At 63.5% G+C, this 12,541-nt stretch carries 15 protein-coding genes; 11 read left to right on the plus strand and 4 right to left on the minus strand.

The genetic code is table 11. The features are described 5' to 3' along the window. Window positions 1-24: 24 nt before the first annotated feature. From ABIB44_RS15715 to ABIB44_RS15730, 4 genes are all read left to right on the plus strand, one after another. The gene (locus tag ABIB44_RS15715) at window positions 25-690 is read left to right on the plus strand and encodes a hypothetical protein (RefSeq protein WP_354585613.1); all 666 of its coding nucleotides are present in this window, start codon (window positions 25-27) and stop codon (window positions 688-690) included. A gap of 162 nt (window positions 691-852) precedes the next feature. Next, on the plus strand, window positions 853-1,494 hold the full coding sequence (locus ABIB44_RS15720) for a carboxypeptidase-like regulatory domain-containing protein (RefSeq protein ID WP_354585614.1): 642 nt from the start codon (window positions 853-855) through the stop codon (window positions 1,492-1,494). A gap of 131 nt (window positions 1,495-1,625) precedes the next feature. Continuing rightward, window positions 1,626-2,621 carry a UV DNA damage repair endonuclease UvsE gene (gene uvsE / locus ABIB44_RS15725; RefSeq protein WP_354585615.1) on the plus strand — a complete coding sequence of 332 codons (996 nt, stop codon included), beginning with the start codon at window positions 1,626-1,628 and terminating at the stop codon, window positions 2,619-2,621. Between the two features lie 278 nt (window positions 2,622-2,899). Beyond that, on the plus strand, window positions 2,900-3,253 hold the full coding sequence (locus ABIB44_RS15730) for a hypothetical protein (protein WP_354585616.1): 354 nt from the start codon (window positions 2,900-2,902) through the stop codon (window positions 3,251-3,253). A 98-nt stretch (window positions 3,254-3,351) separates the two neighbouring features. Here the strand turns inward: ABIB44_RS15730 and ABIB44_RS15735 are convergent, their stop codons facing one another. After that, window positions 3,352-3,741 carry a hypothetical protein gene (locus tag ABIB44_RS15735; protein WP_354585617.1) on the minus strand — a complete coding sequence of 130 codons (390 nt, stop codon included), beginning with the start codon at window positions 3,739-3,741 and terminating at the stop codon, window positions 3,352-3,354. Between the two features lie 291 nt (window positions 3,742-4,032). Between ABIB44_RS15735 and ABIB44_RS15740 the strand changes: the two genes are divergently transcribed. From ABIB44_RS15740 to ABIB44_RS15770, 7 genes are all read left to right on the plus strand, one after another. Continuing rightward, entirely contained in the window at window positions 4,033-4,572 is a 540-nt protein-coding gene (locus ABIB44_RS15740; protein ID WP_354585618.1) for an RNA polymerase sigma factor, read from the plus strand. Between the two features lie 132 nt (window positions 4,573-4,704). Further along, the gene (locus ABIB44_RS15745) at window positions 4,705-5,580 is read left to right on the plus strand and encodes a HEAT repeat domain-containing protein (RefSeq protein ID WP_354585619.1); all 876 of its coding nucleotides are present in this window, start codon (window positions 4,705-4,707) and stop codon (window positions 5,578-5,580) included. Window positions 5,581-5,666: 86 nt separating this feature from the next. Then, window positions 5,667-6,437, plus strand: a complete 771-nt coding sequence (locus ABIB44_RS15750; RefSeq protein WP_354585620.1) for a DUF4097 family beta strand repeat-containing protein — start codon at window positions 5,667-5,669, stop codon at window positions 6,435-6,437. A gap of 69 nt (window positions 6,438-6,506) precedes the next feature. Continuing rightward, complete coding sequence (locus tag ABIB44_RS15755; protein ID WP_354585621.1) at window positions 6,507-7,205, plus strand: DUF4097 family beta strand repeat-containing protein; 699 nt, start codon at window positions 6,507-6,509, stop codon at window positions 7,203-7,205. A gap of 182 nt (window positions 7,206-7,387) precedes the next feature. Further along, entirely contained in the window at window positions 7,388-8,182 is a 795-nt protein-coding gene (locus ABIB44_RS15760; RefSeq protein ID WP_354585623.1) for a HipA family kinase, read from the plus strand. After that, a complete protein-coding gene (locus tag ABIB44_RS15765; protein ID WP_354585624.1) occupies window positions 8,169-8,543 on the plus strand; it encodes a DUF3037 domain-containing protein in 375 nt (124 codons plus the stop codon). The genes ABIB44_RS15760 and ABIB44_RS15765 overlap by 14 nt, the downstream gene beginning before the upstream one ends. A 167-nt stretch (window positions 8,544-8,710) precedes the next feature. Continuing rightward, a complete protein-coding gene (locus tag ABIB44_RS15770) occupies window positions 8,711-9,535 on the plus strand; it encodes a universal stress protein (RefSeq protein ID WP_354585625.1) in 825 nt (274 codons plus the stop codon). Between the two features lie 106 nt (window positions 9,536-9,641). On the opposite strand, the gene hemF is transcribed toward ABIB44_RS15770, so the two are convergent. The 3 genes from hemF to ABIB44_RS15785 all read right to left on the minus strand — a co-directional run bounded on the left by hemF (window position 9,642) and on the right by ABIB44_RS15785 (window position 12,527). Further along, the gene (gene hemF / locus ABIB44_RS15775; RefSeq protein ID WP_354585626.1) at window positions 9,642-10,580 is read right to left on the minus strand and encodes an oxygen-dependent coproporphyrinogen oxidase; all 939 of its coding nucleotides are present in this window, start codon (window positions 10,578-10,580) and stop codon (window positions 9,642-9,644) included. Between the two features lie 261 nt (window positions 10,581-10,841). Then, window positions 10,842-11,759, minus strand: a complete 918-nt coding sequence (locus ABIB44_RS15780; RefSeq protein ID WP_354585627.1) for a universal stress protein — start codon at window positions 11,757-11,759, stop codon at window positions 10,842-10,844. A gap of 42 nt (window positions 11,760-11,801) precedes the next feature. After that, window positions 11,802-12,527 carry a sulfite exporter TauE/SafE family protein gene (locus ABIB44_RS15785; protein ID WP_354585629.1) on the minus strand — a complete coding sequence of 242 codons (726 nt, stop codon included), beginning with the start codon at window positions 12,525-12,527 and terminating at the stop codon, window positions 11,802-11,804. Window positions 12,528-12,541: the final 14 nt, after the last annotated feature.

Below are 12,541 nucleotides of genomic sequence, written 5' to 3' on the forward strand. Positions count from 1 at the left end.
TTCTTCTTATCACCTCCCAAACTTATGAAAAACTCCCTCCTGATTCTCGCTGGCGCGGCTGCGCTCTCCCTCACTTCCTGCTCGCAGGAAAAAACCACTGAGGTGACCACCGCCCCCGTCGATGGTGCGACCACGACGACCACCACCACGACGACCACGGCCCCAATGTCGGATGCCGACATTCAGGCCCGCGCCCAGCGCATTGCCGATAAAATGGTGGCCAACATGAAAATCACGGACGAGGCCATGAAAACTAAAATCCGCACCGTGTATGTGAACCGCTACAACCGCATGAACGAAATGCGCACCAAATACGGCACCGACACCACCGGCATGGCCGCCGCCAACCGCGAAGCCATGATGGCCGAGGACCAGGAGTTCAAGACTGTGTTCACCGACCCCACCCAGTACCAGGCCTACGAGTCGAGCCGCTCGACCTATGACGATAGCAACTACATGGACGACAACGCTTCGACCATGACGCCCGCCGACAACACCGCCAACAACACCATGGATAATAGCAACATGGAAACCGGCAAGACCAAAATGGCCGATGGCAGCAAGATAAAAGTGAAAAGCGACGGCGACGTGAAAATGAAGGATGCCGAAGGCAACAAGCTGAAGATGGCTGGCGACGATGGCACCATCAAACTCAAGCCGAAAGACGGCGAAAAGATGAAGCAGGAATAGTTAGAGACTTTTTTCTGCCGATTTTTAAGCCCGCACCGCCACGGTGTGGGCTTTTTTTCGCTCTACTGAATGCTACTTTGTAGGAGCGTTGCGTACGATTGATTAATGATTGCTGAGCGAAAGAGTTGTAAATGGGCTGGTTGGCTCGAAAAGAGCGGGAAGTTGGCCCTGCTGGCCAGCCTGTGCCTGCTGGCTGGCCTGGCCCGGGCCCAGGCTCCCAACACCGTGCGCGTGAGCGGCAGCGTGGCCGAAGCACGCTCGCGCCTACCCATCCCGGGCGCTACCGTGCAGGTGCAGCGCACGCGCCGCGGTGTGGTGTCGGGCACCACCGGCGATTTCAGCATTGATGCGCTGCCCACCGATACCATTCTGTTCCGGGCGCTGGGCTTCAAGCCGCAGCGCATGCCGCTGGGCGGCACGGGCCTCTCGCAACTGGTGGTGCGCATACTGTTGGTGCGCGACAGCGTGCAGCTGGGCAACGTGCAGGTAACGGCTGACCGCCCCGACCGCGCCATCATCAACCGGGCGCTGCGCAACATCAAGCGCCCCAAGCCGCCGGTGGTGAGCGGCGCAAAGCGCCCGCCCAAGCCCAAGCCGCTGTTCGCCGTCGACTCGACCGCGCCCAAGGCCCCCATTCCCACCATTGCCAGCCCGGTGAGCTTGCTCTACGACCAGTTCTCGCGCGAGGGCAAACAGCGCCGCAAGATGGAGCAGATTGAGGCCGAGCAGCGAGCCGAAAAAGCCCGCAAAGCCCGCGCCGATTACAACAAAGCCTTTCGGGACAATCGCGGCTACGAGCCGTGAAGCAATGAGCAATGAGCAGTGAATAAGGAGCAATTGGCGACGAACGCTGAAAGCCCATTGTTCACTGCTTATTGCTCATTATTCATTGTCCGTGGATAACTGTTCACTGTTTATCCGCGTAAGCCCGGAGTATGAAAATCGGCTATCCCTGCGTGAACGAGGCCATGGATTGCAGCTCGGGCAATACCTTCCGGCTGGCTTCGTATTCTGACGAGCGGGTGGTGGCAGCCGTAGCGGCCAACCTGGTTTGCCTGCGCCGCATGCTGGAATGGAACGTGGCCCACGGCCTGCTGTTTTTCCGCATTGGCTCCAGCGTTGTGCCGTTTGGCTCGCATCCGGTGAACACTTTTCCGTGGCAGACGCATTTTGCGGCTGAATTTCGGGCGATTGGTGATTACATCAAGGCCAACAACCTGCGGGTGAGCTTCCATCCCGACCAGTTTGTGGTGCTGAACTCGCCCAGCACTGAAATCGTGCAGCGCAGCATTCAGGAGTTGGGGTATCAGGGTTTGATGCTGGACTTGATGGGACTGGATAGCACCGCTAAGCTCCAGATTCACGTGGGCGGCTTGTATGGCGACCGCGAGCTGGCCATCCGCCGGTTTGCGGCGGTGTATGCCACGCTGCCCGCCGCCGTGCGGGCTCGGCTGGTGGTGGAGAACGACGACCGCCTGTTCTCGCTGCGCGACTGTTTGGAGCTGCACCAATTGACGGGCGTGCCCATTTTGTTCGACAACTTTCATCACGAGTGCCTCCACCACGGCGAGCCCATGGCCGAGGCCCTGCGCCTAGCTGCCGCCACCTGGCACCCCACCGCCGACGGCGTGCCGATGATGGATTACAGCTCGCAGGCCCTGGGCGAGCGCAAGGGTAAGCACACCAACGACCTCGTGGATGACCGGTTTGCCGCCTTTCTGGACGACCTGCACGGGCTGGATTTCGACATCATGCTGGAAATCAAAAACAAGGAAGCCAGCGCCCTACGTGCCGTGGCGCTGTTGCGCGAGCGCGGCCTGAGCCCCGCCGCCCCCAACCCCAGCCCGCCCCTGAAACTGCCACCTGATGCCCGGGCTCCCGTAAAAGGCCCGCGCGCCGGTAAGCCGGCCGTGGCCAATGCGAGCAGCTAGGTGCAGTGCGGCCGGGTTTTCCCGGGCCACCGATGCTTGCTGCTAAGTAGCAAGTCACAAGTATTATGTAATGAGATTATGATTTATCTCTTTAATAAGTAGTAGTTAATCAGTAGTTATAATGCGCACAACAATCTGATTGTCAAAATTTATAAGCATTACCACGTAATATTATTTTCTGCTTACTTACTTAATTAGGAATTTTAAATCTCACTACTTATTGCCTTATGCTAACTACTCACTGAAACCCACTAATTCACCATTCCTCAACCCACCTTATGCCTTCCGACCACCTCCTCGCCACCATCAGCGCCCTCAAAAACGGCCTCACCAGCCTGCCATTGGGCTCAGCCATGGATAACACCGAAACCTGGCAGCAGCAGTTTCTGCAAAGCGGCATGCCCGGCTTGCAGGATTTGGCCCGCGAAATCGGCAACCTGCAATCACTCCTCACGGGAGGGGTGCTGAGCGCGCGCGCCATTGGCAATTCGCTCAGCATGCTCGGCGACCAGACCAGCCAGGCCAGCGCCGATGCCCCCGCCGAACTCAAAAAGCCCCTCGTGGAACTGGCCGACCTGCTGCGCCGCCACGGCAGCGACCTGCTCGCCCACGCCGAGAAAGCGCAGAAATAAATAGCGCTTCATTCCAACAAGAAAGCCCCAATCCGCGCTGGATTGGGGCTTTCTTGTTGATGCTATTCGGTTTGGCAATACCTACTCAGGTATGCTGCTTAGTTGGGCCCTACGCTGCGGCTGCTTCTGCGCGAGCGGCTGGGTACAATGTCAGTCGACTGGCGCGGTCGCTGGTCGCGGATGATGGGCTGTTCGCGCACATCGGGCACGGTGTTGGGCGACCTTTCGGGCGTGGCGGCGGGCGGTAGGTTGCGGTCGTCGAGCTGGCGGCTGGGCTGGGCATCGCGGTTGGTAGGAGTGCGCTGCACATCGGGCGGGCCCTGAATGGTGCTCTGGTTGAGCGCGGGGTTGACGGGCGGCACGGTAGTTTGGCCCTGGCTGCCGCCACGCACGGGGGCCGTAGGGTCGAAAGGAATAGTCTGGGCCTGGGTGCTGGCCGCCAGCAGCAGGCCGGCGGCCAGTGCGAGGGCAGTTTGAAGGGTTTTCATAGTAAAGGAAATAAGGAGTGAGGGGAGGAATCGTTGGGCTTGGCCGCGAGGCTAGTTACTGCCTGCGCCGTTATACGCAACAACCAGTTGAGAGGGCCATCTAAAGTTAAAAAAATACCAGAATAAAAAGGTTAATATCAGCCTTTTATATATTAAAAAGCGCTAGTCTTGGATACTTCATTCTGCTGAAATGAAGCAGCTTCCCGACCTTACAAAAAAATATTCGGGCCCTGCTGTAACGTTCGGGCACGGGCCGGGTACTCCCTGCATTCCAACTCCTAAACACCTCCCGTGGAACCCACGAGCGACGAAGCGCTGATGACGGCCGTGCGGGCCGACGACCTCGACCGGCTGGTGCCGCTGTTCGAGCGCTACCACGGGCCCTTGTTCAACTACCTCACCCGCCTCACCAACGACCGCGAAACCGGCGAAGACCTCACCCAAACCGTGTTCGAGCGCATTCTCAAGTACCGCAGCAGCTACCAGCCCAACCAGCCTTTCAAGGCCTGGGTGTACCAGATGGCCCGCAACGTGCACGCCGACCATTGGCACCGCCAGCAAAAGCAGCGCGCCGACGACGTGGACGAAGTGGAGCGCACCGGTGGCCTGCGCAACGCCGCCTTCAGCCAGCAGCGCGCCAGTAGCAGCCACGATGACCTGCACGAAGCCCTGGCCCTGCTGCCCGCCCCGCAGCGCGAGATTCTGGTGCTGCACCGCTTCCAGGGCTTCAGCTACGACGAAATCGGGCAGCTGCTGAGCTGCACCGCCGAGGCCGCCCGCGTGAAAGCCCACCGCGCCCTGCAGGCCCTGCGCAAAATATATTTCACCTGATTTAAAAGCTAATAATTCAGTTCAATTAATTCGAATTCAAGATAAATAATAAATTAATTTGAAAGAATACGAGCATAAATAATTCTATTTTATTTCCATAATTATCAGCAGCTACCCGATAATAACCAACTCATGAATACGACCGAATTTTCTGCCTGCACCGAGCTGGAAGCCCTGCTGCCAGCCTACGCCGAGGGCAGCCTGCCAGCCGCTGAGGCCGACCGCGTGGCGGCGCATTTGCCGGGGTGCCCCGGCTGCCAGCAGCAGCTGCGCGAGCTGCGCACTCTCGCGGCCGACCTCGATGCGGCCCTGCCCGAAGTGCCGGGCATGGCCCTGCGCGCCAGCTTCATGGCAATGCTGGAGCAGCAGAAACAGCAACTGAAAACGGAATTGGCCGCCGCGCCCGTTGCCGTGGCGGCACCGGTAGCTGGGCAGCCCACCGCCAAGGTAGTTTCGATGTGGCCCACGGCGCTGGCTAACAGCTGGGTACGCATCGCGGCCAGCATCGTGCTGGTAGCGGCGGGCGTGTTCCTGGGCCGGCAGCTGCCTTGGGGTGGTGGAACCAGTAACACCGTTGCCACCACTGCCCCGGCCGCCAGCCAGCCGGCCCCCGCCGCCCTGGCCGCCGCCCTGAGCGGCGATAGTGGCCACACGGTATCGGCCAGCAACCGCATTGCCCTGGTCACCAACTCGACCAGGACCTCCGAGCCCGACGATGCCACGGTGCAGGTGCTGCTCAATACCCTCAATTTCGACCCCAACCCCAACGTGCGTTTGGCGGCCTGCGAAGCGCTCTACCGCCTGCGCGAGGCCCCCGGCGTGCGCGAGGGCCTGGCCAACTCGCTACCCATTCAAACCGACCCGAACGTGCAGATTGCGCTGATTGACATGGTGGTATCGCTGCGGGTGCACCGCGCCGTGCCCCAGCTCCAGCGCCTGTCTAAGCGCCCCGACGCGCTGCCCGTGGTGCGCGCCCAAGCCGAAGCGGGTATCGGCAAACTGATTTAACCCTTCTTTTTTCGCTCCCGCCGACGCTGGCGGTGCCGGCTCACGGCGCAACGGCGGGACTTCACTTGCTTCAATTTTCTGTACTCATGAATAAGCTGTTTTTAATGACGCTGGCGGGCTTGCTGCTCGCCGCGTCGGGCCAGGCCCAGGATTTTAAAACCCGCCTCACCAGCAAATCTCCTAAAATCGTCATCGACATGCAGGGCAACAACGTGACGGTTGAGGGCATTGATGGCGACGAGCTCATCATCAAGGGCGACGGCTACGAGGAGCCGCCCAAGCGCGCCGATGGCTTGCGCCCGATGTATAACACGGCCGTCGATAACACCCGTATCGGGTTGGCCGTGAGCCAGGATGGTAACGTGGTGCGCATCACGCGGGCCTCGCGCCGCCCGGCCAGCTACGTGATTCGGGTGCCGCGCGCCTCGGCCGTGCAGTACAAGCAGGTGGGCTGGAATGGCAGCGGCGACGTGGCCGTGCGCGACGTGAGCGGCGACCTGGAAGTGAGCATGACCAGCGGCGATATCAAGCTGACCAACGTGGCAGGCCCCGTGGTAGCCAACACCGTGAGCGGCGACGTGACGGTGCATTTTACGCCCCTGCGCCAGGGCCCGAGCTCCATCTCCACCGTGAGCGGCGACGTGGATATCAGCCTGCCAACCACTACCAAGGCCACCATGCACATGCGCTCGATTTCGGGCGAAGTCTACACCGATTTCGACATGAGCCTGGGCGGCAAGCAGAACGACATGCAGCACATCGGCGGCCAGGTCGTGGATGGCAGCCTCAACGGCGGGGGCAATGCCCTGTCGCTCAAAACGGTGAGCGGCGACATCTACGTGCGCAAAGCCAAATAAAGCGTGAGCGGCGTTGGGCAACCCGCGCCCTGGTTTCCGGTCCATCCTTCACTTTTACTTGCCTCTCCCATGCACCGCTTTCTGTTTTTATTGCTCGTAGTGGTGGTGGCCCGGCCGGTCGCCGCCCAGAAAATCATCGAAAAAACGGCCCCGGTGGCGGCTGGCCAGCGCGTGTTTCTCGACCTGCGCCAAGCCACCAGCATTCGGGTGCGCACCGGCCCAGCCGGTCAGATGTCGCTGAAGGCCACCGTGAGCATCAACCAAAACCGCTTGAACGACGCCCTGCAGCTGACCGTGGCCCCAGCCGCCGAGCAGCTGCGCGTGACGGCCGATTTCGACAAGGAAATGCTGAAACAGGCCCGCCCCGGCGACTGCGCCGGCTACGACGACCACGGCTACGGCCGCAATATGTGGTTCGGCCAGCAGGTGTGCGATGACATTGCCTACGAAGTCACGCTGCCCGCCGACGTGGCCCTGCGCGTGTTCACCTACAGCGGCAACGTCGACATCGTGGGCTTTAGCAATGCCATCGAGGCCAAGTCGCTGAGCGGCTTTATCGACGTGACCTGGCCCGACACCAAGGGCGCGGTGCTGTCGCTGAAAACCCTGAACGGCGAAGTGTACACCGACCAGGACATTGCCTTCAGCACGGCGCTGCGCCGCAACCCCGATTTCGGCTACTGGCTGCAAGGCACTCTGAAGGGCAGCGGGCCGGTGGTGAAGCTCGAATCCATCAGCAACGACGTGTATTTCCGCAAGCGGAAGTAGGAGAGGGGCAGCGAATACAAAAGCACGTCATGCCTATCTGGCGTCCGCGCAGCCGAAGCATCTCTACCGCAGCAGTAAACCTGATTACTCGCGCCGTAGAGATGCTTCACTGCGCGGACGCCAGATAGGCATGACCGTTCTTTGCGTATTCGGCTCTCAACCCAATCCCGCTGCTCCCGCCTATGCTGGCCCCCTTTACCCCCGAACTGCGCACCGTCGTGCTCACGCGCTACGTGACCCCACTCCGTGAAGGCGGCTCCCTGCCGGCCCTGATGGAGGCCGACGACGGGTTCCTGTACGTGGTGAAATTCCGGGGGGCGGGGCAGGGCGTGAAGGCGCTGATTGCGGAGCTGATTGTGGGTGAAATAGCCCGCGTGCTGGGCCTGCGCATGCCCGAGCTGGTGTTTTGCGAGCTCGACGAGTGCTTCGGCCGCAGCGAGCCCGACGAGGAAATCCAGGACCTGCTGCGGGCCAGCACCGGCCGCAACCTAGCGCTGCACTACCTGTCGGGGGCCATCACCTACGATGCGCTGGTGACCACCGTGGAGCCCGGGCTGGCCTCGCTCATCGTGTGGCTCGATGCCCTGACGCTGAACGTGGACCGCACCGCCCGCAACACCAACCTGCTGATGTGGCACCAGGAGCTGTGGCTGATTGACCACGGCGCGGCCATCTACGTGCACCACGCCGGCCCCGAGTGGGCCGCGCCGCGCCCGCGCCCCTTTCCCCAGATTAAAACCCACGTGCTGCTGCCCCAGGCCACCGAGCTGGCGGCCGCCGATGCGCTCGGCCACGCCCGTCTCACGCCCGAGGTCATCCGGAGCATAGTGGCACTGGTGCCCGACGAGTGGCTAACCCACGCCGCCGGCACGCCCGCCGAGGAGCGCGCCGCTTACGCCGGCTTTCTGGAAGCCCGCTTGGCCCAGTCCGCCACCTTTATTCAGGAAATCAACGACGCCCGCCATGCACGTATTTGAGTACGCCGTGCTACGGGTGGTGCCCCGCGTGGAGCGCGAAGAATTCCTGAACGTGGGCGTGGTGCTGTACTGCCGGGGCCTGGGCTTTTTGCAGGTGCGCTGGCTGCTGCCCGAAGCCCGGCTGCACGCCTTCGCCCCGGCCCTCGACCAGGTCGAAGTAGCTGCCCGGCTGCGGGCGTTCGAGCACATCTGCCAGGGCCGGGCCGGGGGCGGCGTTATCGGGCAGCTGCCGGTGGCCGAGCGGTTCCGCTGGCTCACGGCCACGCGCAGCACGGTGGTGCAGTGCTCGCCGCTGCACCCGGGCCGCACCGCCGACGCGGCCGCCACGCTGGAGCGACTGTTTGAACAATTAGTGGTCTGAAGCTCGCCCAGGGCTTGCTTTTCGGCGGGGCGAGCTTTCGAGCGGTGAACCTAGCCCGGCAAAGCCATGATTTTAATCAGCCGGGATAATGATGTTTTGCATGGGGTCCTCTGGTCGGAGGTGGGTTATTTGCAGCAGTATCCACGCTGGTTTATTGCTCCTCGTTTATGGTTCCTTCGCTGCTCGTTCTGACTGATTTTTTCCAGCCCGCCAACCGCGCCCTGGCGTACGCCGTTACGCTCGCTGGCGGCCTCGGGGCCAGCCTGGTGCTGCTGCACGTGCACCGCGATTCGGTGCTCGACCCCGAACTGCTGACCGGCGAGTTGGCCACCCTCGATACGGAAGCCGAAAACCGGGCCTTCGCTAGCCTGGTGCGCGATTTGGCAGTGCCGGCCATTGCTGAAATCGGCCACGGCCGGGTGGCCGAAGCGGTGGCCGCCGCCGTGCGCCGCCATCAGCCTATGCTACTGGTGCTGGGCCGCCCCGATACCGAAGAACTGCCCGACGAGCTGGTGACCACCACCGCCCTGGAGCTGCTGAGGGCCGCGCCCTGCCCCATGCTGGTAGTGCCGCCTACCGTGCGGCACGCGCCGGTGCCGCGCCGCGTGCTGCTGGCCGTCGATGGTGAGCCGTTCAGCCTGGGCTCGTACGCGGGCACCATGCGCCATCTGCTCGATACCCTCGGGGCCGAGCTGACGGTGCTGCACGTCGAGGCGCATCCTGGCCCGGCCGCCACCACGGCCGCCGCGCTGGCTTCGGTGCAGCGCACGGGCCTCGTCGCCGATTTGGCATCCCCGGTTCGCACCCGCAGCCTCCACGCCCCGCACCCGGCCGCCGCCATTCTGAAAGCCGCCCAGCCGGCCGAATTCGATTTGGTTATCCTAATTGCCCGGCCGCGCAGCTTCTGGGGCGAGTTGTTTCATCGCAGCGTAACGGCACAGGTGCTGCTGCACAGTGCCGTGCCCGTGCTGTTGCTGCCGGCGCAGGAATAAGCGGTGGGGCACGGTAGATGTCCGAACAGGCATTCAGCCGTGAAGTAGTGTCCGCTTCCGTTGCACGGTCCGCGAGCTATCCAGCTCTCAGCACCAACCGCTGCAATCAATCGGCATGCCGCCAGTCCACGCCCTGGCGCAGCCATTGTTGGCTGGTTTCCTCGGCCGAGCCGGGCTCGGGCACGAGGTCGTAGTGCCACTCGGCCTGCGGGGGCAGGCTCATGAGGATGGATTCGGTGCGGCCGCCGGTTTCGAGCCCGAAGCGGGTACCCCGGTCGATGGCCAGGTTGAACTCGGCGTAGCGGCCCCGGCGCACCAGCTGCCAGTGCTTCTCGCGGGCGGTGAAGGGCAGGTCGCGGGTTTGGGCGATGATGGCCTGGTAGGTGCGGCCGTAGAGCTCGCCCACGTCCTGCACGAAGGCAAACAGCTCCTCGAACGAGCCGTCGGGGCCCACGGTGAGGCGGTCGAAGAAGAGGCCGCCCACGCCGCGCGTTTCGCGGCGGTGGGGCAGGTAGAAGTACTCGTCGCCCCACTTTTTGAAGCGGGCGTAGTAGCTGGCGTCGTGGCGCTGGCACATGGCCTCCAGTTGCTCATGAAACCAGCGGGCCTGAGCCACGTCCACGTAAACAGGCGTCAAATCGAGCCCGCCGCCGAACCAGGCTTCGCCGTTGCCAGCCTCGAAGTAGCGCACGTTCATGTGCGAGATGGGCACCATGGGGCTGCGCGGGTGCTGCACCACGCTCACGCCGGTAGCAAAATAGCGGCGGTCGGGCAACTGTAAGCTTTGGGCAGCTTGCTCGCTCAGCCCGCCCCACACGGCCGAAAAGGCCACGCCGCTTTTCTCCAGCACCGCGCCGTTCTGGAGCACGCGGGTGCGGCCGCCGCCGCCGCCGGCGTGTTCCCACGGAGTTTCGGCGAAATGCAGGCCGCCGCCATCGGCCAGCGCCAGGCGGTAGCATAGCCAGTCTTGGAAGTGGCGCATCCAGTTTTCGACCATGGTGCGGGGTGGGGCGGTAGCAGCGGGAGCGGGGGCAGTGGAATTCATTGGATTTGGGTTTTAGCGAACGGCGCGAATAGGGTAACCTCACCCCCGGCCCCGGTTCGCTTGAAGCGCGAAACCTTGGGGAGAGGGGAGCCTGACGATGTTAGGAATACTTGCCTTCGCTTGTGCCAGCCTGATGGTAGTAATGTCATCGTCATACAAGTTGGAGGCAGTGCTGCGAAGTGCATTTCCGGGGCCCATCTCCCCAAGGTGAGGGGGGGCAGGGGGTAAGGTTGACGGTGGGGGGCGTGAGGGGTATTCCTCCTACACCCAAGGCGTGGCCAGGTAATCGGCGCGGTTGGGCTGCACGGTTTCCTGACCTAGGCGCTCGGCGCATTTGTCGCAGCAGGTGGTGGTGGGCTGGCGCTCGGTGGCGCGCAGCACCAGCACCGGGATGCGGGTGTGGTAGGCGTGGGTGGTAGCGTAGCAGGCGTCGAAATACCGCAGCAATTCGGCCTGGCTGGCCGGCGCGATGATGAGCAGCTGGGCCTGCGTGCGGGCGCAGAAATCGCCGATTCCTTCGAGCGGGGCGTCGTCTTCGAGCAGATGCGGGGTGCTGGTGGGCCAGCCCAGGTGGGCGGCGGCTTTGGTGAGGGCCTGCTTATAGCGCCGGCGCTGGGGCCGCTCGGTGGGCGCGTAGAACTGCACGAGGTCGAGCGGAGCGGGAAAGGCGGCTTCCAACGCCGCCAGCCGGGGCAGAATGCTGAGGCCCAGGGTAGCAAAATCGGCGGCAAAAACCAGGCGGCCGGGCAGCGGGCGGCGGCCGGCCGGCACCACCAGCACGGGGCAAGGCACGAGCTCGCTGATGGCAGCGGCGTGGTTGCCGGGGGCTTCCTGCCGGCCGCAGTCGATGTGCTCCAGGCCCATCACCACGAGGTCGGCGGCGCAGCGGGTAGCCTCGGTGCGGACGTGCTCGTGCAGACAGCCTTCGAGCAGGCGATATTCATAGTGAATGCGGCGACCGTTCTGGCGGGTGAGCTGCTGGTAGCGCAGGCGCTCCACCAGGCTGCGCAGGCGGGTCTCCTGGGCTTCGGGGGTGGGGGTGGGCTGGCCTGGTGCGGCCGGGGGCTGGCAGTAGAGCAGCACCACTTCGGCCGGCCAGTGCACGGCCAGCTTGTTGGCATAGGCCAGCGTCGATTCGGCGGCGGCCGTGTGGTCGATGGGAACGAGAATGGTTTTCATGAGGCGCGGTCAGCAGCTGACAATAGATGGGTGGTCGAAAAATCAATGGCAGTAGTGCACGGTGAGCGGCTGGCGGGCCGGGATTGTGGCCGTCGGCGGGCGCAGTTGCGGGCTCAGATAAGGAATGCCCAGTCCCAGCCCGCGCACGATGAACAGCACCGCCAGCCCCGAAGCGGCGTAGGGCACGGCCTGCCGCATGCGCCCGCGCCAGGCCAGCGGCACCAGCCGCCCACTCAGTGAGAGGCCCAGCATGAGCGGCAGGGTGCCGAGACCAAACAGCGCCATGTAGGCCGCCGCGCCCGCCACGCCCGGCGCGCTCAGGGCCCCGGCCAACGCCAGGTACACCAGGCCGCAGGGCAGCAGGCCGTTGAGCACGCCGGTGGCATACAGCGCCGGCAGCGACGACTGTTGAAACAGGCGGCCCAGCGTGGCTTTCACCCAGGCTAGCGGCCGGCCGAAGCCCAGTACATTGGCCAGCCGCGCCGTGTAGCGCTCGGGTACGGCCACCAGCAGCAAAATCAGCACGCCCGAGGCAATGGACAGGCTTTGCTGCACGCCGGCCAGGCGCAGGCTTTGGACCACCAGGCCCGCGCCCGCGCCCAGCGCGGCGTAGGTGCTCACGCGGCCCAGGTTGTAGAGCACGCGGCCGGCTACGTAGCGCAGCGGGCCCGCACCCGCCGCGCCGGGCAGCGCCAGGGCAATGGCCCCGCACATGCCCACGCAGTGGAAGCTGCCGAGTAACCCAAATAGAAAACCGGCCCAGAGCATGATTTTAGGGTGTG

Origin of the sequence: Hymenobacter sp. UYCo722, assembly GCF_040547115.1 — a bacterium.
Lineage (GTDB): Bacteria > Bacteroidota > Bacteroidia > Cytophagales > Hymenobacteraceae > Hymenobacter.